19 protein-coding genes and 1 pseudogene are annotated in these 22,924 nt (G+C 54.7%); 2 read left to right on the forward strand and 18 right to left on the reverse strand.

The annotated features are described in order from the left end of the window. From JE47_RS0110455 to coaBC, 13 genes and pseudogenes are all read right to left on the reverse strand, one after another. A partial coding sequence (locus JE47_RS0110455; protein ID WP_031459704.1) for an RNA-guided endonuclease InsQ/TnpB family protein occupies positions 1–1,228 on the reverse strand: 1,228 nt, incomplete at its 3' end. Next, positions 1,222–1,863, reverse strand: a pseudogene (locus JE47_RS22525) (IS607 family transposase); the annotation flags it as partial. The gene JE47_RS0110455 and the pseudogene JE47_RS22525, both read right to left, overlap by 7 nt. 81 nt (positions 1,864–1,944) lie before the next feature. Then, on the reverse strand, positions 1,945–2,619 hold the full coding sequence (locus tag JE47_RS0110465; RefSeq protein WP_031459706.1) for a response regulator transcription factor: 675 nt from the start codon (positions 2,617–2,619) through the stop codon (positions 1,945–1,947). 24 nt (positions 2,620–2,643) lie between these two features. Further along, positions 2,644–3,453, reverse strand: coding sequence for a DUF4230 domain-containing protein (locus JE47_RS0110470; RefSeq protein ID WP_031459707.1), 810 nt, complete (start codon positions 3,451–3,453; stop codon positions 2,644–2,646). 47 nt (positions 3,454–3,500) lie between these two features. Next, entirely contained in the window at positions 3,501–4,220 is a 720-nt protein-coding gene (ubiE, locus tag JE47_RS0110475; RefSeq protein ID WP_031459708.1) for a bifunctional demethylmenaquinone methyltransferase/2-methoxy-6-polyprenyl-1,4-benzoquinol methylase UbiE, read from the reverse strand. A gap of 71 nt (positions 4,221–4,291) precedes the next feature. Next, the gene (locus tag JE47_RS0110480) at positions 4,292–5,233 is read right to left on the reverse strand and encodes an asparaginase (protein ID WP_031459709.1); all 942 of its coding nucleotides are present in this window, start codon (positions 5,231–5,233) and stop codon (positions 4,292–4,294) included. Next, positions 5,218–5,982: a class I SAM-dependent methyltransferase gene (locus JE47_RS0110485; RefSeq protein WP_031459710.1), complete on the reverse strand. Its 765-nt coding sequence runs from the start codon at positions 5,980–5,982 to the stop codon at positions 5,218–5,220. The genes JE47_RS0110480 and JE47_RS0110485 overlap by 16 nt, the downstream gene beginning before the upstream one ends. Continuing rightward, the gene (locus JE47_RS0110490; RefSeq protein WP_031459711.1) at positions 5,979–6,938 is read right to left on the reverse strand and encodes a lysylphosphatidylglycerol synthase transmembrane domain-containing protein; all 960 of its coding nucleotides are present in this window, start codon (positions 6,936–6,938) and stop codon (positions 5,979–5,981) included. The genes JE47_RS0110485 and JE47_RS0110490 overlap by 4 nt, the downstream gene beginning before the upstream one ends. A gap of 7 nt (positions 6,939–6,945) precedes the next feature. Beyond that, the gene (locus JE47_RS0110495) at positions 6,946–7,890 is read right to left on the reverse strand and encodes a glycosyltransferase family 2 protein (protein ID WP_031459712.1); all 945 of its coding nucleotides are present in this window, start codon (positions 7,888–7,890) and stop codon (positions 6,946–6,948) included. Between the two features lie 6 nt (positions 7,891–7,896). Further along, positions 7,897–10,005 (reverse strand): glycosyltransferase family 39 protein, encoded by a 2,109-nt coding sequence (locus JE47_RS0110500; RefSeq protein WP_051871130.1) that lies wholly within the window; start codon positions 10,003–10,005, stop codon positions 7,897–7,899. Between the two features lie 187 nt (positions 10,006–10,192). Next, positions 10,193–12,397 carry a glycosyltransferase family 39 protein gene (locus tag JE47_RS0110505; protein WP_035419333.1) on the reverse strand — a complete coding sequence of 735 codons (2,205 nt, stop codon included), beginning with the start codon at positions 12,395–12,397 and terminating at the stop codon, positions 10,193–10,195. 193 nt (positions 12,398–12,590) lie between these two features. Next, on the reverse strand, positions 12,591–13,643 hold the full coding sequence (locus tag JE47_RS0110510; RefSeq protein WP_031459715.1) for an SH3 domain-containing protein: 1,053 nt from the start codon (positions 13,641–13,643) through the stop codon (positions 12,591–12,593). After that, entirely contained in the window at positions 13,640–14,878 is a 1,239-nt protein-coding gene (coaBC, locus tag JE47_RS0110515) for a bifunctional phosphopantothenoylcysteine decarboxylase/phosphopantothenate--cysteine ligase CoaBC (protein WP_031459716.1), read from the reverse strand. Before coaBC ends, JE47_RS0110510 begins: the two co-directional genes overlap by 4 nt. 386 nt (positions 14,879–15,264) lie before the next feature. Between coaBC and JE47_RS0110520 the strand changes: the two genes are divergently transcribed. Next, on the forward strand, positions 15,265–15,903 hold the full coding sequence (locus JE47_RS0110520; protein ID WP_031459717.1) for a redox-sensing transcriptional repressor Rex: 639 nt from the start codon (positions 15,265–15,267) through the stop codon (positions 15,901–15,903). A gap of 180 nt (positions 15,904–16,083) precedes the next feature. Here JE47_RS0110520 and JE47_RS0110525 read toward each other — a convergent pair whose 3' ends face one another. Beyond that, the gene (locus JE47_RS0110525) at positions 16,084–18,873 is read right to left on the reverse strand and encodes a hypothetical protein (RefSeq protein WP_031459718.1); all 2,790 of its coding nucleotides are present in this window, start codon (positions 18,871–18,873) and stop codon (positions 16,084–16,086) included. A gap of 111 nt (positions 18,874–18,984) precedes the next feature. Here JE47_RS0110525 and JE47_RS21775 point away from each other — a divergent pair, with 111 nt between their 5' ends. Beyond that, entirely contained in the window at positions 18,985–19,134 is a 150-nt protein-coding gene (locus JE47_RS21775) for a hypothetical protein (protein WP_160173280.1), read from the forward strand. Here JE47_RS21775 and JE47_RS0110535 read toward each other — a convergent pair whose 3' ends face one another. From JE47_RS0110535 to JE47_RS0110550, 4 genes are all read right to left on the reverse strand, one after another. Next, entirely contained in the window at positions 19,135–20,382 is a 1,248-nt protein-coding gene (locus JE47_RS0110535; protein ID WP_160173281.1) for a glycosyltransferase family 39 protein, read from the reverse strand. It lies immediately after the preceding gene. A gap of 234 nt (positions 20,383–20,616) precedes the next feature. Next, positions 20,617–21,480, reverse strand: coding sequence for a uridine kinase (locus tag JE47_RS0110540; protein ID WP_031459720.1), 864 nt, complete (start codon positions 21,478–21,480; stop codon positions 20,617–20,619). Positions 21,481–21,489: 9 nt separating this feature from the next. Beyond that, positions 21,490–22,143 carry a fructose-6-phosphate aldolase gene (gene fsa, locus JE47_RS0110545; protein ID WP_031459721.1) on the reverse strand — a complete coding sequence of 218 codons (654 nt, stop codon included), beginning with the start codon at positions 22,141–22,143 and terminating at the stop codon, positions 21,490–21,492. A 12-nt stretch (positions 22,144–22,155) separates the two neighbouring features. Further along, a complete protein-coding gene (locus tag JE47_RS0110550) occupies positions 22,156–22,914 on the reverse strand; it encodes an SDR family NAD(P)-dependent oxidoreductase (protein ID WP_031459722.1) in 759 nt (252 codons plus the stop codon). Positions 22,915–22,924: the final 10 nt, after the last annotated feature.

Here is a 22,924-nt window from a genome sequence, read left to right on the forward strand (position 1 = left end):
CCGCAGCGCCGCCATTACTGGTCGGACTCGCCACGGGTAGGGCAGTTTCGGTTGCCAGCCGTTTCAGGTTCCGCGCCGCATTGAGGTCACGGTCGTGGTGCGCACCACACTCGGCACACACCCATTCTCGATCGCGCAACGTCAGCGCCTCGTTCTTCCAGCCACAAATGGAGCACAGTCGGCTACTTGGATACCAGCGATCAGCAATAACCAACCGCGTTCCGTAGCGTTTCGCCTTGTATTCCACCTGCGAGCGCAACATCCCAAAGCCCACGTCAGCGATGGCGCGAGCGAGCTTCTCGTTCGCGAGCATCCCCTTGACGTTTCCATCCTCGATCACGAACGCTTGGTGTTCGCGGCAGAGTCGAGTCGTGAGCTTGTGGGTGAAATCCGCTCGGAGATTGGCAAGGCGGGCATGCAGCCTTGCCAATGTCGCAGCGGACGTTCGCCGGTTGTTCGATACCGGCAGGCGCGTTCCTTTGGGCAGGCGGGCACGGCGTTCACATCCTGCTGCCTTCTTGGCGGCTTGCAGCTTGCGGCTGAGACGTCGGCTACGGATGTTTAGACGACGCAGCGCTGCGTTGAGCGGCTTGGGCGCCTCAACGACTTCACCGCTGGAGATCGTTGCGGCAGCCGTAACGCCCAGGTCGAGGCCGTTGACCTCGTGCGCCGTGCGACGCCGATAGCATTGCGCATCAGGCACCTCGACCTGTATTGCCACAAACCAACGATCTGCGGTGCGCGAGACCGTCGCGCCCAACATCGTGCCCGCGAAGCGCAGTTCCTCGGTCATGGCGACTTCGCCGATCCTGGGCAGACGGATCGTCTTGCCGTCCAGACGGAACTTGTCGTTGGCCACATAAAAGCTGTCGCGGCAACGGCCCGTTTTCTTGAGCCGTGGTTCGTGCGCTTCTTTGCCCTCCCTGAGGTCGGCGAAGAACCGTTCCCATGCGTTGGCACGATTCCTGAACGGCTGGGCGTGGGCATCCCGGTGCATGTCTTGCACCCAAGGCCGGCCGCTCTCATCGAGCCACTGCGGGTCGGTGTACTTGATGGCGTTGAACTGTTTTTTGAGCGCCATGGCGTTTGGCCTGCCGCCTGCTGCGTATTGCCTGTTCCACTCATTGAGCGCCCAGTTCCAGACACGCCGCGCCGTGCCGCAGGCGCGCTTGAAGTAGTCGATTTGCTCAGGAGTCGGGCAACGAGCGATCGTGTGGGTTCGTTGCATGGTTGGGCCTGTTTGACGCCATGGGCATCCTGTTTCAGCGCTGCATCCACCTGCTTTCGATCGTTCCTCACACCGTATCGCCGAGACGAACAACCGTGCACGATGGTCATCACGTCTTGCCCCATTTCCGGTTCGGGAGACAGCCGTTCCTGGGTGAGCACCAGCACTTCGCAGCCATGGGTTTTGGCGTCATGTTCGCACCACGCAACGCCGAAACGGGTGAGGCGGTCCCGGTGCGCGAGGATCAGCATCGTGACGTCCCGTCGCCCGATCTCGTCCATACGGGCCAGCAACCGCTTGCGCGTGACGTTCAACCCGCCGCCCACTTCCTCGATACCCTCGACCCCCGCCAATCCCGTCGCCACCACGACCTCTTCCAGCACGTTGCGCTGATTCGCCAGGTCCGGCTGCTGTGCCGCACGCGATACCCGACAGGAGGCGACCAGCGTGGTTGGCGCATGGTTCGCCTGCCGCAAACCGATGACCTCACGGATTTGCGTCTCAGGGGAGAGACGGCGGTTGCTGTCCGTTCGGGCCACCGGAATCAGCCTTCCTTCGCGTTCCCAACGCTGCAACGTCTTGACCGAGACACCAAGGAGTGTTGCGGCTTTCCCTGTGCGCATGGTGTTTTCCATGAGCACCGTTGTACACTATCGCGTACTAGAAGTCAAGCTAGAGTCCGGCTCCTTCCTCTCCCCGTGGTAGAGAGGAAGGGGCTAGGGGGAAGGTGAGGGAGCCAAAAGAGCAAATCCTTGCCGGACATCACCGACCAATACATCAACTGCATTTCCGACCTGGTGGCGCAGGTGCTGCCAGGTCGTGTTGAGAAGGGCGAGATTGGTCGCCTCGGCACGTCCCCAGACCTGGGTCAAGAGTTCGGTTGCGGTAAACAGACGGGTAGGAGCTTCGGACAGAACATTGAGAAGCGCAAACGAAGGCAGGTTGAGCGTCAGAGGGGTATCGTTGAACGAGATGCGTCGGGCTGCCAGATCAAGGGTGAACGGACCAATCGTGAAGGGAGGTGGCATACTACGTTGATAACGCCGTAAATGGGCACGCATACGCGCTAACAGTTCGTCGGCGCGAAAGGGTCGTGCAATATAATCATCGATACCATAATGGAAGGCCTCGACGGTCAGCCGATCATCGCGTGGGCCAAGAATGATCAAGATACCCTTGAAGTGGCTGGTCACTTCTGTAAGCTGAGCAAGATGCTCTCTGTCCGGCAGATCGATCAAGGCTAGATCAATCTGTCGACTCAAGGTGTCAAACAGTGCCTGGACGCCTCGTACTGCCAGAGCCTGATAACCGGCGGTCAGACATAATGAAACCAGGTATCCGTCAGTGTACGCACCCAATCCCCCTATCAATACTCCATACGGAACACTCATTTCCGGTGCCTTGACAAGCCTCTATCAGGGTGTAACGGTACACGCTGCTGGTGGCGATGTGATGACCTCAACAACTGCCCCATCGATCAGGCCAAGAAACTGACGTAGTGCCAACGCTGCATTACGTGTCCCTTCTTCCATGATCCCATCGTCACAAGCCGCCTGCAAAATCTGCTGCTCAGCAGCCTGGCGAGCGATGGTCTCTAGATGTGGATTTTCCGGCGCCAGCAAGCCCCGGTCGCGACTGTACACGCGAGTTTTGCTATTATCAAGGGTTGCGCTAAAGACCTGCACCGGAGGTAAACGAACGGTGATCCGGCTCCCATCGGCAGAAACGGTTACTGCATCAGCCGTGATCTGGCTCAGATCAACCCCGACTACAACCGTACCGTGTGCAATCAACAGCAAGGCGTCACTGGCAAGCCAGTCACCGATAATCGGAATGTTGCTGCTCTGCCGCACATCGATCACGCGCTCAATTGTGTATTTGCTGGTTTCGAGACGACTCAGTTGCTGAATCCGCTGAACTACTGCCGCTCCACTGACAATTTGTGGGGTCGGGGTCTGGACAATCACTTGCAGGTTGGGTAGTGCCGTTCCTACGGCGTTTATGCGCTGTGCGATCCAGAAGCCACCGATTCCAACGGCCAGCACGATTATGAGCAAAAGAAGGAACGATACCGATAACCCACCACCGGCCCGTCGTGACCGGGAGTAGCGTCTAGGCAACATCTCCCAGTCATCGTCGATCCAGTCTTCTGAGCGCCGCGAACGCATGAGCAACCGAGCACGCCGGCGAATGTCGTTATCGTTGTGATCGTCATCGTAATACATCGGGCCACCTCGTGCGAGTGAAGCGTTTGATATGCGTATGATCCTGACTATACCTTAGCACCGACGTGAATAGCCACTGCCCCCAGTCCGTACAAACGGTAAAAGACGTGTTGCCAGCCAGCATCCCGCATCATCGTTGCCAGCTTATCGGGTGGGGGAAAGAGCCGCGCCGATTGCGGTAGATAGGTATAGGCCCGGCGATCACCACCAAGCAGCGCGCCGATCCAGGGTACCACCTGCTCGAAATAGATGCGATGCCCCCAGCGCAAAAGCGGGTTGCGCGGTCGAGCCACTTCTAGACACGCCATTGTTGCGCCTGGTCGGGCTACGCGATACATTTCGCGCAACGCGGCGGGAATGTCGGTTACGTTCCGTAGCACGAAACCGGTTGTGATTGCGTCGAAGGTGTTGTCAGGGAAGGGTAATTGTAGCGCATCACCGGCAACAAAGGCCGCACGACCACGGTGTACCAGGTCGGCGATTTTGGGCTGCCCAGCCCGCATCATCGGGACGGTAAAATCGACCCCAATGACTAACCCTTCACGCGCCCATGCGGCAAGTTCAGGTAAAAAGTCACCCGTACCGGTTCCCACATCAAGCGCACGACCATAGACCGGTGGCGCAACATATTCAACAACTTTGCGTCGCCAACCCTGATCAAGGCCAAAGGTCATCACCCGGTTAACCCGATCGTAGCCGCGAGCAATTCGGGCAAACATTTGCTCGACATACTCTGCTTTTGCCTCTGGCGGCGGTAGTACTTCCATCGTCCTCTACTCCTCTATTATCGTGTACGCCAGCAGCAGGTAAGCCGCGACTACCAACTGCATTTCTCCCCTCAACTATCCTTACGCTCTTGGAACAGCGCCCGTAACTCGGCAGGCGAACGCGCCACCGCTAACGCTGCCATGAGCTTCAAACGGGCTTTGATCCCGCTCAGATTAGGGGCAAAAATGACCCCCAGCTTGCGCAGATCATGGTAGGCGCCGACGTACCCGAATTCATCCCCCATTCCACCGACACCAGCCCGACTGACAGCAACAACCGGAATACGGTGCTGAATGGCCTCGCTGATAGCCGGTAGCCACCACGGTGGTATCCGCCCGCTGCCGAACGTCTCGATGACAATACCGGCAACATTGTCAGCAATACTGTGGCGTAGTTGGCGATCATCGGCACCCTGGCCGATGCGTATCAGATCGACCGGTTCAACCAGTCGCGGGGCCGCAATCCATTGACGGTTCAGCGGCTGTAATCGAATGTACACCTGATCACCCTCGACCCGCCCCAAGAATCCTGTCGGCGCTGTGATCATCCCAATACCCTGACTAAACTGCATCTGCACGGCTGTTGCAGCGTAGATCGCACCATCAGCGACGACCAACACGCCTAGATTAGCAGCAGACGGAGCCGCGGCTACCGTGATTGCTGCCAGAAGCCCGTTCGCGTCAGGGAAGCCACTACCACTGAGGCGCGGCAGACCGGTAATGACAATCGGCGGGCCTTCAGGAAGCAAGAGATCGATGAGAAAAGCGGTCTCCTCCAACGTGTCACTACCGGTTGTCACCAGGATACTATCGAAACTGTCGCGCAGATTCTGGATACGCTGGCTCAGGGCAAATATCTGCTGCGGCGTCAGATGACTGCCGGGCAGATTGGCAAACTCTTCGACAGTAACCGTCAGGTCTGAGCGCAACGTGAATGGCTGATCATCACGCGCACCTAACGCCCGGCGAATCGTTAAGGCACCCCCAGTTGATAAGATCAGCAGTTTTGGCATAGTGGTTTACGGGCAACCCAGCACAGACGCTGAGTTGTTGTAGTCGGTGGTTGAAAGGTAAATCCGTCGTAACATCCTTCGATCTGCAACCCGGCAGCTTCAATGAATGCCGCAACCAGCTCGCTCGGATATGCCCGCTCGATATGCAATTCATCGAAACGTTCATATCCTTCGTGATCGTTGCCGATGAAACCGGTCAGCCACATCGTAGACACATTACTGGACGGATCGAAGAAGGTTCGTTCGACCTGAATATACGCTGGTTGTTCGCTAAACGTGCATTCTCCCCAATCATAAGCCAGAAAGTGGCGGGTATTCATATCGGCAACAAACAAACCACCCGCCGTCAATACTCGTGCCACACCGCGCAGACAGGCTGCCAGATCGTTGCTTCCGATCAAATAGTTCAGACTATCGTAAGTACATGTCACCAGATCAAACGTATTGGCCGGCAGCAATCCTGCCAGATCGCGCATGTCTCCCTGCCACAGCTCTACGCGGGTTGGAACAGCGGCCAGTTTTGCCGCAGCCTGGGCCAGCATTGCTGCCGAGGCGTCAAGCCCTGACACCTCCCAACCACGCTCAGCCAGAATTGCCAACAGCGTTCCGGTACCACAGGCAATATCCAGTACCCGCCGCCCTGATACAGGGTGACGCTGCAATACCTCCTCTAAATAGATGGCGGTCAGGATGGCAAACCGTATCTGACCACTCCCATCATAAACAGCGGCGTAGCGATTGTACGTCATAAAGATATTGTACCACTGCGACCAAGCGGAAACCAGAACGAAACGATAAAGCCAATGAGCAGATGTTCGATGTTAATCAACAAAAACAGGACTGAAAGCGTGAGCGCCTGTTCCTGGGTATAGCCGTAGGCAGAGAGTATCGCGAATAACACCACATCGCGAATGCCCACACCGCCAAAGGAGATCGGTAACACCTGCAAGACCGAGATCAGTGCCGTCGCCCCAACGACAACCAATAACGGCACCGCACTTAAATCAAGAGCAAGGAAGAGCAACCAAATGCGTAGAAAGGTAAAACTGGCCGAGATGAAGGTCGCGCCGCCTACAATGCCGATTAAGCCGGTTGTCAGCGTCAGACTGTGCATCTGCTCATTCCAGCGGTCAAGACGAGCACGCAAACGAGGCGCCAATCGCGGCAAAATCGTCGTTAGCAGCCACGAGCGCGGTTTACGCGCAGTTAACAGTACGCTCATTAGCACAAGCCCGGTGCCGGTCAAGATGACAATCGCCTGCTGCAATTCACGGCTCGGCAAGAGGCGACCGAGCGCAAACACACCGATTGTACCCAGAGCTGCCATCACGATCAGGTCACAGAGTCGATCCAGCACCACCGAGAGCAAGGCCGGTGCTGTCGGGATGCCGCGTTCACGCAGATACACGGCCTTCAACAGATCACCGGCCTGCCCCGGTGTCACTGTGCCATAAAACAGGCCAACCGTATAAAGCGCACAGGCTGTCGGTAGATCAAGATCGAGTTGCATCCCCCGCATAATCTGAATCCAGCGCCAGGATTTGATGATGATGAACGGTGGAAACAACGCCAGTGACCAGATGACCGGCGCCGGCTCAGCCGAACGAAGAATATCCCACAGTAAACGCAAATCGCTGGTAGCAATAAACACCAGCAAGAGCAACGGACCGATCAAGCGTAACAACCACGAAACCAGCCGACGCATACGCTCCTTACCCCTCCTCGTCGTTACGAAACGGACGCTGAAATCGGAGCGCTGCCACTTGTTCGGCGTTCAGACCAAACATAAAGATGATGATGCTGCCAACAAATAAGCCGACTGCCGAATTGGGGATATGGAAGCGGAATGGATCGGTGATGAAAAAGCTAATCAAAAACGACATCAAGGCTAATACCTGCATCGAAAGTGCGACCGGTAGGTAGACTCGCAGTGGGGCAAAGAGTGAGACAATCCGCAAGATAATCAGACCAAACCGGATACCATTGCGCAAGAGTTTCTGACCACTGCGACCGCCCTGTCGGCGCTGACCGGTCACCGGCACATAGCCAACGTTATACCCGGCTTTGAGCAGCGCCAGGGTACTGGTGGTTGGGTAGGAATAGCGATTCGGCAGCAGATTGATGAATTCCATAATCACTTCGCGGCGTATCGCCCGATACCCGCTGGTCAGATCACGTACTTCCGTTTCAACCAGATAGCTGCCCAGCATATCAAGAGCACGGTTGCCCCATCTACGCACCAACGAATCACCTTGCGTTTCGCGGGTACGTGCCCCAACAACCATATCATAGCCAGCAGCAATCCCCGCCAGCAGATCGGGAATAAAGCGCGGATCCATCTGTCCGTCGGCATCCATCAAGAGCACCACCTCGCCGTGGGCACGCCGAATCCCAGTCTTCACCGCTGCGCCATTGCCACGATTGATCGGATGACGAATGACTCGTGCGCCAGCAGCCTGGGCAACACGCGCTGTTTCATCTTGTGAGCAATCATCAACAACGACGATTTCGGCATGGGGCAATACCGTCCTGATCCGCTCAACGACTTGGGCAATACCGTGGGCCTCATTATACGCCGGTATCACAACACTTACCGTAAAGGGGTATTCCGGCGTGGCAACATTCATGGCCGTTGCTGTTGTATCTACCTGTTGCATGACGATTTACCGAATTGATATACGCTGTACCATAACACTCAATGGACGTGCATCGGTATTTCCGGCAAAATGCTGATAGGGCAAGAAGGTCGGCGCCCTGAGCGCGATTCGCACCTCTTGCGTACCGTGCATTTCGGTCGGTATTGGCAGATGATACACTCGCCAGCCACCTGGTGCAACGTTGACTGCATATTGCAGTCGGCCTATTGTAACACTGAGTGTTGTCGGTTGCGGCGCGGTTAGACGCAGAGCCAGTGTTTCATTGCCACGTAAAGGTGTCGGTAGCGGCAATCGAATCTCGCCGTTGCCCTGCAACCAGCGAAACGGTTCACCGCCAGCTCGTTCACCGAATGAGAATCCATACAAATAGCCAAGATCGAGATCGGTACCTACCGTGAGTGTCTTTGTCGGCGCTGGTGACAACCAATAGAATGCCAGCCGTTGCACATCTTCACCGGCTCGCTCTTCGGTATCGCGCAGGTAGGCGATAGCGGTTGCTGTATCGCCTTGCGCACGTGCTAACGCCCCACGTACAAGGTTACCACGATGGGTGGGATAGTTGCCGATAACCTGCCAGGCCTCATCGTAGCGCTGTCGCGCGAGTAACCAGCGCGCAAATTCTGCCTGACCATCGGCAAAATCTGGATCAGCAGCCAACATCTGACGGTATGCCTGCTCGGCAGCTTGCACATCATTGCGCTCAAGCGCAGTTACTGCCGCAGACCACGCTTGCTCACGTGCGATCCCTGCCCGAAGAATTGCCGGATAATCACGGTAACTCAAGATGAGATACCCTAATCCCACACTGATGGTAAGCGCCCCCACTGCAACCCAATCGAACCGCCAGCGTTGCCGACCAATCTGGGCTAATGCTGCGGCACCGTACAATGCCATCCATAGCCAGACCGGCAGTAGGTAGCGCGGCTCGACGTGGATCAACATGACCATCAGACACGTATAGCCGATCCAGCTCCAAGCCAATAACCGGATCGGTCCTTCATGCCAACGACCGAAAAGCGTGAAGGGCGCAGCCAGGGTGAATATTATCCAGATCAGATCACCGGCCAACCCAAGCGGCCAAATATCTCGTAATGGCCGGGTAAAGAAGCTAGCCTTGACCAGAAAATCTTCGATAAACTGTGCCTTCCAGATATGCCGAAAATGGGGCCAGAGATTACGGGTCAGCCGCCAGGGCTCAGTCTGAACAATTCGGCGCAGTTCACTACTGACAAAGCGTTGCCGCTCTGCCTGTGGCAGCGCCATAAGGATCGCCTTCGCCTCACCCTCACCACGACCTTCATGGACGGCATCGCTCATCGCGATCCACAGATTAACCGGCCCTAAGGTGTCAATCAGAATAATGTCGCGATAGACCAGATAATTGCGAATCGTCCAGGGCGCTATCGTCAGCACAAAAGGCAGGAGAAACGCCAGCAACGCCAGCATTAGCCGCTGCCCCCGGAGTTGACGATCAGACATCCACACCTGGGTCACGATGAAGATCACGGCGAACAATGCACCGTACAGACCGGGCGAACGGGCGAGAGCAGCGATTGCCAGCGTGATTCCGGCGCCAATCAACCAACCACTACGATGCTCATCACGCCAGCGAACCAGAAACCATACGTGCAGAAAGAGCATAAAGAAAAAGAGTGGCTCGCTGAGAATAAGAATGGGTAACTCGACCAGCGGCATCCAGATCGCCAGTACAACCGCGAAGATCAGACCGGCTCGCGGATGAAAGAGCCGTCGTGCCAGGTCGTAGCCGAGGGGAATGAGCGCCAGTGATAGGCCGATCTGCACTGCCCGGATGAGGGTAATACCGATCGCTGGATCACCCAACCACAATCCGATCCGTAACATCGCCGCGAAGAAGAAGATGTGTCCCGGTGGCCGGATGAGCCAGGAGTTGTCTTGATATTCACCGGTGACTGCAAATTGCAGTGCTCGCAGATAATAGTCGCCATCATCGGCTGCCGAAAAGCGTGGATCGATCTGGTTAACGGCCAGAAACCAGAGGCGTAAGATCAACCCAATCACGATGAGGATAGCTATCCAGAGCAGTGGTTGTATAAACGTTCGCGATTGCGACTTTTGATAAGATGTTTCGGCCATTGTTGCTTTCTCAACGGACGAAGATAGCATTTGTGCTGCTCGCTCTCCTAAATCTGGACACAGCAGATGCGTCTCTGCCGGTGTGATAGCTGCATGACCTGCACTACATCCAGATGCCACAACTGCACATGCTTGCTGCTCTCATATACCGTTCTAACTGTACCAGACGTAATGAAATCTGCTCCTATCACTCCTCTCCTCTTCCTCCTCTCATCGCGTACAGCACAAAGCGACCTTCACCAATTCGATGTCGCTCTGATTCAGGGATCGGTGGTGCGCCTTGCGCCTGATCCCACAGCAGATAATCGGCGGCTATGGCCTGTAATTCGTTCGCGGTAACCGTTACTGGCACACGAAACTTGATCAGATGGGCAATCGCTGAATACTTTGCCAGTGGCAAACGGTCGGGAATTGCAGCCACGATGCTCACATTATCGGTGGGTAACGATTGTCGTACCAACGCTACAGCGGCCACTTCGTCCGGCGGCTGGGCAGACAGCACAGCCTGCACCGCTGCACCTGGCCCGACACTCAAGAGGATGGCAATGATGAGCGTAGCGATCAACAACTGGCGCTGACCTCTCCATAGCTGCTGCATTGCCCACGCGGCGGCAACCGCATACAACGGCGCGAGTGGCAAGAAGAACCGGGGCAGAATAAACGCAGTGGCAATCACCAATACATATACGCCGATCAAACCTGAGATGGCGAACCAGCGTCTGTCAGCACGTTTCTGCCACGCCAGCCAGCTTGCTATCACCAGGCCCCCAATGGCCAGCCAGTTGACCGGCCAACCGAGTAAGCGCAACTGATCGGCACGCCCAAACTCACTTACGTCCTCTGCACCGGCACCGATGAAACCGATCACATTCCGCCCCCAGTTGCCCAAGAAACGTAATGGATCACGGCCAATCACCTCGTGCAGAGTAATACTGTTCGGGACTTCATTCCAGCGTGACCAATCGGTATTGGCATATACTGCCAACCAGATATTTTTGGCCTGCTGATTGAACAATGGCTGACCGGTTTGCAATATGTTCACGGTGAGTTGTGGTGACGCGGCCAACACAAATCCTGTTCCAAACAATATCGCCATTCGCCAACCAGCGCTATACCAGACCGTGATTCCTCCCCACAAGAGCAAGATCAAACCCGGATGCCGTAGTAGAAAAGCTGCTCCGGCCAGCGCCCCCCCGAGCAAGGCTATTGCTGCATGTGTGTGCGTATTGACCCGCAACGTCACCGCTACTGCCAGGGTCATAAGGGCTGCAAATGGCATATCACTGCCGATCAGCAAGCTGTACTGCGCAACCATTCCGCTCAACGCCAGGAAGCCAGCGGCCAGCAATGATGGTCCTGGAGCAAGCAAACAGCGTGCCAGCCAATAGCCAGCACCGATCAAGATGCCTCCGGCAACCAGTGCGATCAAACGCGCGGCCAGAAAGGGATTATCGTGCGTCAAAGGACGTACCAGCCAAAGCAAGAGTGGATAGCCAAGATTGTAAAAACCATCAGCTTGAAAGATGGCCGATAACGTATCGCGCGTTGCAAAGACTCGAAAATCGTTTTCGACGCCGGGCCGGGCCAATGTTACGTGTGCCTGCATTGCCGGTAGCAGCCAACTTACCCAGCTTCCTATGAGACAGACGACAAGCCACGGTGTGGCCCACTGCGGCCAGCGTGTTACCACAATGGGCCAGTACCTGACCAGCGTAGCAGCTCCTAACACTGCGACACTGATCGGTGGCAGGTAGATAAGTGGATAAGGACTGTCGCGATAGAGCAGAAGCCATCCAATACCGTAACCGACAATGGTCAGTACCGGTTGCCATCGTGGCTGTCCAGCAAACAATACCCCGCACAGCACGCCAACAAGTCCGGCATACAACAACTGTGCCGGGTGAGGCCATACCGGTGGCAAGACCGTTATCTCAATCCGGTCAAGCAGTATCTGATCCGCTGCTGGCGATGTGATCCGTACAACGGTATCAAACGCTTTGCGCCAGCCGCCGGTTAAGACAACGGTTTGCTCTTCCCATTGCCCTTGCGCTACCAACTGCACACGCAGCTCATCGTTGATCTGCACGACGACTGGCACTCCCGTCGGCGCCAGCCAGCGCATCGTCACCGCAGCCGGTGTTCCAAGCTGCGGGAAACGCAGGGCCGCCGTTGGCAAGACACGTCTGACCAATCCATCAAAACCGCTCCCTTCTGAGGTAGGGAAGCGTTCTGGTTCGGCAAAACCCTGCACTACTCCGGCATCGTTATTGCCAATATCAAATGCCCGGCGCATAGGCGCCTGGTAGAGGAGAACGATCACGATCCCGGCAAGACTGGCCCAGCCCAATGCCGTGATACATCCAATGATCACCGTTCGGAAATGCTTGATCACAATTGTAGAACCCGGTACTGCATCTTGTTGCGTGGCATAACTGATGACCACTCACAACGTGTCGTGCCTAGTCACACACCTGGGAAACTTTTCAGGGCATGTCTGAACATCTTGCCCTCTGCATATCTTGTTCCCTTCCTCTCTTTTCTTTACGAGGGAGAAGAGGTGAGGGAATGACATTTCAGGAACCTTGTTACGGAGTTGCTGTTGGTATCGTCAGCGGCAACGGCTCCTGAACAGGCACTTCCACTGCGGGGGGTGAAACCAACGCCCGATTAACCCAACCGGTGCCGCTTCCATCAGGATTGGCGATAAATGAATCAGGGCTACGCCGTTCGCCAAGTCGGATCAGATACCATTGATCGTTAGCAGTGCGGGCAAGGAAGATAATTTCATCACCGGCATTAATCCGTCCGATAGGCTGATTGTTGGTGCCGGGCAAGGGTCGCACATTCGCGACCTGTAAGGCCGTGCCGGTAATAGCCTGAGTTGCTGCCGGGAGATTTGTTGGTTGCGCTGCCGCAGTCGGTCGTCGCGGTGTAGCCGTCGGTCTTGGGGTCGGTAAGACCAGGGTTGGTAATTCCGTTTGACCAGGGACATACCGGCCAAATTGTTCAAGCTCGTTTCGTAACGCCCCGATAACCCCGAAGGCCAAAGCCATTGACAAAAGGAAGATCACACTCACCACGGCCAGTTTCACCAGTTCAAGGCTCTGGGTCCAGATACTTCGCCGTTTGAGCAGCTCCAGGGCACTTTGGGCCACATCGGCCACCGATTCACCCCAACTGGTACGACCCTGATCAGAACGAGCTACCTCGCGAAGCGCTAATAGCGCACGAACATCGCCAACCTGAGTCAAGGCGCGTACTGCCCCCCAACGCACATTGGCGTTCTGATGTTTCAGCGCATTGATAAGTGGCCTGGTTGCCCGACCATCACCGATTTGGGCTAACACTTCAGTCGCTCGATATACCGTTAACCAGGGTTGATCGGGACCAACGACATCACACAACGCCGGCACAACGGCTGCCCCCATAGCTGTCAACAGATCAACTGCCTCCGCGTGACGCGGATGACCCGGATCACCCAACGCAGCGATCAAATCATTCACCTCGGCGCGTGCTACCTGCTGCGTAGGGGCCTTTGGCGCGGCTCGTAGCGATTGCGGCGCCGTCAACCGGCGTGTTGACCGTGACGTCGGCGATGGTTCAGGTGAAGATTGATTTGGTTGCGGTTCTGTCGTCATTGCTCCTCAATCTCTCTGACAGACAACGGCTGTACGTTCAGCCACTGCTCAAAACGTTCCACAATGAGATCAAGTAGTACTGCCGCAGCCTCAGCTTTAGGCAAACGTGGTAATTCTACAACGCGCTCATCATCAAGCACGATGAACGCAATCTCAGGCTGACCGATGCTGGCAACAGCATCATTTGCTACGATCACATTCAGCCCTTTGCGTTGCAGTTTACTTCGCGCATTACGCAACAGATCGTTTGTTTCGGCGGCAAAACCAACTTTAAAGAGGTCACGCCGACCGGCCAACTCACCAACGACATCGGGATTCTGCACCAGATGAAGCATCATCCCTTCATCGTCGCGTTTCTTGATCTTCTCGTCCGACACAGAAGCTGGCCGAAAATCGGCCACTGCTGCATTCATAATCAGCATATCTGCCTGCTGGCAGGCCGCCCGCACTGCCTCACGCATCTCAAGTGCTGTCTCAACCGGAACGAAGGTTACTGCTCGCGGTGGGGGTAAAGCGGTTGGCCCACTTATCAAGGTCACCATTGCCCCCAAATCACGTGCCCTGGTCGCTAACGCATACCCCATCTGACCCGACGAGCGATTCCCGATATAACGCACCGGATCAATTGGCTCACGAGTACCACCGGCTGTTACTACTACTCGCCGATCGCGCAAGCGACCGATCTGACGGCCCAGCAACGCACGGATTTCGGCCAGCAAATCAGCCGGTTCAGGGAGGCGTCCGCGGCCGCTCACCGGCTCAGCCATTCGTCCAACCTCTGGTTCGAGCACGTATGCTCCGCGGGCGCGTAATGTGGCCAGATTGGCCTGGGTTGCCGGATGCTCGTACATTGCCGGATTCATCGCCGGTGCGATGAGCAGCGGTGCGCGTGTTGCGAGAACAGTCGTTGTCAGCAGATCGTCACATAGACCGGCGGCCAGACGGGCAATGGTATTGGCAGTCGCTGGTGCGATCACAACCATATCGGCGTGCATACCAAGACTCACATGACCGACCACCCCGTCTTCCGGTAAACTCCACATATCGGTCAGCACCGGACGACCGGTCAACGCCTGAAACGTTGCCCTACCGACAAACCGTTCGGCTGCCTCGGTCAGAATCACATCTACCACTGCCCCGGCCAGGGTCAAATCACGGGCCAGTTGTGCCACTTTGTAGGCGGCAATGCTACCGCACACCCCAAGCACAATTCGCTTTCCTGCCAGTGTATCCATAAACGTTCTGATCGCCGGACGTCATCTACGATTGCAACTCTGCCCGCGCATTGTAGCATATCTGAATCAATCTCACTCAATCGATTCAGACAGGGCTTTCCAACGTCTTCCCCTGTCTGGCAGACGAGAGGAACGGCGAGATTCCTAATCTGCTGCATATGACCGCACCGGTAGGAGCGGGTTCTAAAACCGCCCTTGACGGTTTGCTGATGCAACAAATGACGAAATTGCGCCGTATATTGCAGAATGCGGGCCGGAGGCCCGCGCACCCAGGATCGTTGCTCTGTTTGAGAACACTGAAAAGCACTATCAATAAAAAACTCTTGCAGAACTGGTAAGCTCGTGCTACACTTCACATACTCTACCTGATCCAACGGAGGACTTGTGTGGAGCGCTCAGAATTACCACCTGATGTAGTCATTCGACGCCTACCCCTCTATGCACGGAGTCTGCGCTACCTGCTCGAGGAGGGGGTGCATTCCGTGTCTTCGCAAGAGCTTGGCGAGCGGATCAACGTGACTGCGGCACAGATCCGCAAAGACCTTTCGTATTTCGGTGAGTTTGGCAAGCAGGGTATCGGCTACGATGTCGAGAAGCTCCTCCAACATATTGAACGCATCCTCGGTATCAACCAACACTGGCCGGTAGCCCTGGTTGGCATCGGCCTGCTCGGGCAAGCCATTGCCCGTTACGAAGGTTTTCGCACCGAAGGGATCGAGATTGTCGCCCTATTCGATGCCGATCCGGCCAAGATCGGACAAAAGATCGGCGACCTGACCATCCAGGATTTCGCGCATGCACGACGGGTAATAGCCGAAAAACAGATTAGAATGGCTATCATTGCAGTCCCGGCAGCACAAGCCCAACGAGTTGCCGATGTCCTGGTTGAGGCTGGCGTGCGTGCAATCCTTAGCTATGCGCCGATGATCCTACAGGTGCCCGAGGATGTTTGGGTGCGCTATATTGATCCGGTGGCTGTACTGCAAAGTATGACGTATTACCTGGCACGTGAACAACAGCATTAGGTGTTCATTGTTGCTTTACATCAGGGTTTTTTGGTGAGGACAACAATAAAGATAGAAGCTCTTTCAAACTCGCTCTGTAAAACGAGATTCAGGCGTATCCTGGAAATCGGATCAGTGTCGTAATATTCTCACTGATCTGCGATAGCATCCTGTTCTGCAATACATCACATCTTCAAGACCCTAACGCAAGGCACGAAGGGGGAGAGGAACAGACCGCGCATCACGGATTGCTCCATTACGGATCGAAAATGTTGCAATCGGTACCGCAGTACTAGAGCGCCCCATAGCTCGCAAATACACGATATAGCGTCCATCTTCTGGAGGCTCGCGGTGGGTTATCCATGGTTCGCCAGGATTAAATAGATCAACACTGAAGGTGATACTACTAACATTAGACGTTGTTGTTAGCGGTACACCTTTGAGAAGCAAAATAGGCTTATCGTCACGGGCTGATGCACCGCGTACCTCCAATTCTAGCGCACCTGATCCACCGATGTGCACAGTGACTGACAATTGCGTCCCATCAAAACGACAGTCAGCAGCAATCGCTAGCAATCCTTCTGGTAAGGTAACAGACATGCGCGGAGCGTTCAGTACTCGAAGTTGCTGAATGCTCATTCGATCAGTCTGACCGATGATGATCGTCTCGCGGTTCATCGAGATCGGTGCGGTAAGCGTAATGGTGCCTGGTGGAACCGTGTACGCTCTACCATCAATCACCAAAGTTTGCGTTACCAGACTGGCAGTATCTAACTCAATGAAAGCAGCAGACAGGGGTTCGTCTAGCATAAAAACATTCTCATTGACACGCACCCGATCTGCTTCGACCACCAAACTTAAACGAGAGGGATACTGCGAATGAAACTGTCCTGCAACCGGCTGAGCCAGATCAATGGCAGCAAGCAGTCGTGAATCGCGACGATAGAGAGCCAGGCCGTTCGATTGCCAGAGCAGATTTTCCGCATCAAAACCGTAACGCAGTGGATTCTCATCGGCAGCAAGCAATCCGTAATCGAACACCTGTCCGGGTTGGGGCCGGCGCAGCGCCGGATAGTAGCGCGTTCGTTCAAAACCATACAAGGAAGCACCTTCCGCTTTCCAGCGTTGAACGAGGCCTAGCGCCAATACCCCCGGCACCCGTTCATCTGCTGATATGAATATCGATGCATTGTTCGCAGCAGGTAACGGTGGTAGAGCCTGCGGATTGATTACGTATACCAATGCGTCACCCACTTCCGCACGACGACTCAGCAGTGGAGTAGTATCGGCCCATGCCTTCAGAGACGCCAGTTTTTCAGGTTCATATTCATCGCGATGGATAATCAACGTGTTGATACCGAGCAGAGCCAAATAACGTAGGGTATCATCATCGGGCAAACGCTGAATGCGACGCATCACATCAGTCGTACCAAATGGAATAATACCACTGTATCCAACAGCGAGTGGTTTCCAGTGATGTATCTGGTGGAACTGACGTGTAGTAATACGTTCCAGCTCGGCACCGCGTGGTGTAGAACCAATCGGCAACTCAATTAGGGCATGCAGATCGCGCTGAGTACTGAGCCAGGCATACACCGGTTTCGGCGCAGGAACAGGTGCAAGTGGTAATGGAAAGGATGCATGCTCGATAAGAGCACATATACCAATCGTTGCTAGCATGATCCACGTCAGACGACGGTCTATCCTCGAGCGAAGCCATTGACCCAGGTAAACGAGAGTCACACTAGCAAGTAAGACCAGTGCCAGATGCGTTAACATTGCCCAGCGCGCCGGAACGCGCAGAGCGCCAAAACCGGGGATATGTTCGTAGAAGCATGCATATGGCATTGGGATTGATAATGCTGCACTACCACGCTCCAGACGAATTCCAACACCCAATGATAATACAAATGCACAGGTAGCCAGCAATACCAGGAAGCCAGCCTCCGACAAGCCGATCAGCGTATCACTGTTTCGCTTCCGGTCTCTGAATTGCCACCAAACTGTCAGTGTCAGAATTGTTATCGCAAGTATAGCCGTGACAAAACCTGGAAATAACGCAAACTCACCACCACTAGCAGTAAACCAGTTGTCTCTTCCGCCATACAACCAGTTTGTCGGTACAACGGCCAGGAATGCCTGGAGTGGCGCTGACCAGTTATCGAGTTCGCGTAACGATCGGACGATGCCCAGATACTCGTACACATGAATGTACGGTAGCGTCACCGGTATCGTGATAAGCGCGGCAAGTATACCACCAAACGATAGCCCGCCAATGTTTTGCCAGAAGTTGAGTCTTTGCCGACGAGATAAAGTTCTCAATAACCAAATGACAACATACAATCCAATTGTCAAGGCAGTAAAATATGCGTAATAGAGCGCAGTTATACACTGAACACCTGTGAAGAGACCAAATAGCGCCGCATATCGCCAACGTCGTGTCCCTGTTTCCGTGTCATGCAAAAACCTGCGCAGAAATAGAAGAGCCAGTGGCAGCCAGGCTGTCTGTAGCAATTGTAGATGAACAAAATGTGCCATGCGGTACGTACCAAATGCAAACAGCGCACCAGCAGCGAAGGAGCTAAAGGTACGAATCCACCTATCGTGTGCGCGTACTAGCATATCGCTTGCCAGCAGATACACAGCCCACCCTGTAAGGACATAACTGGCTAATACGAGCAAATTGTATGCCAAGACAGGACCGCCGAGGAGTATCAACGGTAACGCAACAACTGTCAGCAGAAGATGATGGTCACTATACGCCAGCGTTTCAGGATAAGGAAAGAAGATCGGCGCGTTCCAAATAGTTCGCGGATCGGTGACAAATGCCCGCGCATTCCAGGCCAGCACCCACGTTTGCAACAATGGATCAAGTCCACTTCCCAGCGCTGTCGTCAGGTGGATAGACAGTGGCCAGGTGAAGACAATTGCCAGCGCAAGGTATGCCAGCGGAGGTAGCAGTATACGTACCAGATGAGCGATTCTCGTCATAAGATCAGAGTCCACTGCAAAAACTCACTACGGAGCACACAGAGCACACAGAGCGTCTAAGATTTATGAAGAATAAGGATCATTTTTGACCATTGGGCGCACGGAAGAAAAATGTTCACAACCCTCTGTGCAATGAAAGATAACATTATCGTTAGTCTCTGTGATCTCCGTGGTCTCTGTGGTGAGAAGAGCACCTTTTGCAGTGAAGTCAAGAGCATGAAGGTTGCCATCACACCAGACGTTGCAGTCAGCGTCGTTTGACTATATCCCTGCCGATGCCCTTTTCTGTTGCGATACCTCGATCAGTTTACTAACACAAACACCGGCGAGGACTAGCAGGATCGGCTCTACCGGTAATCGATAGCGAGTATTACCGGCCACCGAAATAGCATACGGCGCTGTAAAGGCAACGATCCACCAGACACTTAACACAAAAAATTGTCTGTACTTTCGATACACCAATACACTACCCAGAAATGCCAACAACAGCAACACAATCTGAATAATACTTCTAAACATATAAAAGTAGCGTGGCTCAACAATGTTCTGATCGGTTATCAAATAGGTAGGAGAAATAACCCAGAGGTACACTATGCGCATCATCGTCAGCTTTAAAAATTGCAGAGGATTTGCTGCAATCCATTGTAGCGCCTCATACCGCAGCACCGCATAGCGTTCCGCTTCGTTGAGTGAGCTTAAATACTCAAGCGTGCTTGCCGGAAGCGTGTTTTGCATTGGCTCACCCGAAGCCGTGTACAAAAAGCCGGTGGCGTGCGGATTGTTACCCAGCCAAAAGTTCAGATCAAATGAGGTCTTGAGCAACACAACCTGCTGAAACACCAGATAATTTCTGATCGTCCAGGGCAACAACACCAACAGGCCAATCAATAGTGTAACAGCCAGCTTTTGGATAATCTTGATCCTATCACCTTGATTCATTCCGATGAGGAACGCCGCACCTGATAAGCCATACAGCAAAATAGGTTCAACCAGGCAGGAAATACCCCAGACCACCCCCAAAAATATGGCGCGGCGCCAGGTGGGCCGTTGAAAGAAGTGTAATAACACAAACAAGGAAAAAATTGTAAAAAATGTTGTAAAAATCGCCGGAGAAATCTGCTTACAGAAATAGATAAGTGGAGGGTAGAAGGTTACCATCAGACCAGACAATAAACCGGTTGTTGTGTCAATCCAATGCGATGCAATCCTGCTGGTGAGGTAGATAAGCAACGCCGAAAGCAGGGCCTGGCATAGCTCGACACCAAGAAACGGCAAGGGCACCCCCACCCACAACCAGGCTGCCAGAAATAATGGATACACCGGCGTATTCAGTGCGGTTGGCATCTCTGGCCCAAGCCAGCCGCCTCCCACAAAACCCTTACCGGCAACGATATTCTTTGCTACAATGCCATACTCAGCCGTCAACGGATCATAGTAGTCGTTTAGGACAAACACTGCGGCTACCCGGATGATTAACCCGATAATCGTCAGCAGCCATAGAGTTTGCATGAACCTTCGCGAGTCACTTACTGATGCAGAAATCCAATCCATGATGATACCTTCACCGAATTTTTTCAGCTTTTGAGTCGCTGCCGAAGGGATTGTACCAGATGATTTCGATGCAATCGCAGTTGAGCGCGTGATGAACGCAGTCAGGTCGGGCGCCACCATAAGTAGGGGCACAGCGTCGCCGTGCCCCTACCATCAATGGCCGATGTCTATGAGGAACTACATCAATGTCGCTTACCCTCTTTGCAAGAGCAACGTGGCAATCAAGGTTTGAGCAAATGTCAGCGTGGGATGCGTCCCCTGAACCATTTCACCTGTGCTCACCTGTCCAGATACCGGCAGCCGTGATCGTAATCCTTCACTCAGCCGATCAAGAGCCGGGTCTGACGTTGCGTTAATCACGTTGGCCGGTAAACCATCATCGTCAGCAGCCACCGATTGGATCTGCACGGCTACCCCCTGACCCGCATCGGCAAGAGCGTTGATGACATCAAACGCCAGCGCCCGCCGGCGCAACCACATTTGCAGGTCGTACCCCACTTCACCTGGCAGAAAGCGTAAAACGACATCGGCTAACGGTCGTTGGACAACGATGTAACGCTGGATGTCGCGTTCACGCGCCGGCCACGCCATCCGCACTTCTTCAGGGGTGTACCCCCGTTGACGCACATCACGTTCTTCGCGCCAACGACGGTACAGTTCGGGATCGGGATCAAAGTAGACAGTAAGGTCGAACAGATCGGGCTGCACCGGTGGGGTCAAAGTTAACGCACCGTAAGCAATAACCAGTCCGGTCGGAGCAACCCGTTCACTGCCCTGTGGAACTCCGGTCTTATGGTTGTAGATCGGTTTTTCGATAGTTTGACCGGCTCGCAACGCTGCCAGGTCGGCGGCCATGCGATCCAGATCGGTAGCCCTCGGATCGGCATCGGTTAAACCACGTACCGCACGCTCTGCACGGCTATAGCGCAGGTAATCATCGAGATTGATCGGCGTAACGCCTTGCGCACCCAGCAGACGCACAATCCCCTGCGTCAGCGTTGTCTTCCCAGTACCGCTAGCGCCGATCAAACCGAGCATGAGTGGTTGATCTCGCATAATCTCGGCTCAGGAACGCATTCGCGATTGCCAATCGGCCAGGAACTGCTCAATACCGCGATCGGTCAATGGATGGCGCATTGCCTGCTGAAGCACCTTGAACGGGCAGGTCGCAATATCAGCACCGGCCAGTGCTGCCTCAACAATATGGCGCGGATGACGGATAGATGCCGCCAGAATCTTGGTTTTAATTTCGCTATCCTGGCGATAGATACCGGCAATCTCGCGAATCAAGGCCATTCCATCAACACCGGTATCATCAACACGCCCAACGAAGGGGCTAATGATGAACGCACCGGCCCGTGCCGCCAGCAATGCCTGCACAGCGTTGAAACAGAGCGTTACATTGCAACGAATGCCGTGCTTAGCCAGTTGGCTTACTGCTCGTAATCCCTCGGTTGTACTCGGCACTTTGATGATAACGTTCGGATGCCATGCAGCATACTCTAATCCCTCGCGCACCATTCCCTCGGCATCGAGCGAGATGGTCTCGGCGCTGATCGGGCCATCAACCAGCTCGGCAATTTCGGTGATAATCGTTTTGAAATCAACTCCCCCTTCGCGGGCAATCAGTGTCGGATTCGTTGTTACTCCGCTCAGAATACCCCAACTGGCGGCCTCGCGAATCTCGGCGAGGTTGGCCGTATCGAGATAAATTTGCATGTGCTGCCTCCCTTATTTCGGCGCCATTCGGATTGCGCCATCGAGTCGAATCACTTCACCGTTTAGCATCGGATTTTCAATGATGTGCTGAACTAACGCTGCGTACTCGGCAGGACGTCCCAATCGCGACGGAAATGGCACCTGCGCACCGAGTGACTCACGGGCCGCTGCCGGTAGACTGGCCATCATTGCGGTATCGAAGATACCCGGCGCAATGGTCATCACCCGTATCCCAAAGCGAGCCAGTTCGCGGGCTGCCGGTAGTGTCATCCCGACGACACCAGCTTTTGAGGCAGCATAAGCGACCTGACCGATCTGGCCTTCAAACGCAGCTATCGATGCCGTATTGATTATAACCCCACGTTCGCCTTCGGAGTTGGGTTGGTTTTGACTCATGACCTGTGCTGCATAGAGCATCATGTAGAAGGTGCCGATCAGATTGACTTCAACGACACGCTTGAAGCGCGCCGGATCGTGCACGCCGTCACGGCCCAGGATTCGTTCGGCCAGAACGATACCGGCACAACAGACTAATACGTGTAGTTCACCATTCGCGGCAGCCCTGGTTACGGCTGCTGCACACTGCGCCGGATCGGTAACATCGGTGCGCACAAACTGTCCTCCGATCCGGGCAGCTAGCTCTTCGCCAGCACCTTCATTTAGATCGGCGATGGTCACCCGCGCCCCGGCACCGGCCAGTCGTTCAGCCGTCGCCGCACCCAGACCAGAAGCCCCACCAGTCACCAACACATGTAGCCCGTGTAGTTGCATTGCTTGCTCC

It is taken from the genome of Chloroflexus sp. MS-G, assembly GCF_000735195.1.
GTDB lineage: Bacteria > Chloroflexota > Chloroflexia > Chloroflexales > Chloroflexaceae > Chloroflexus.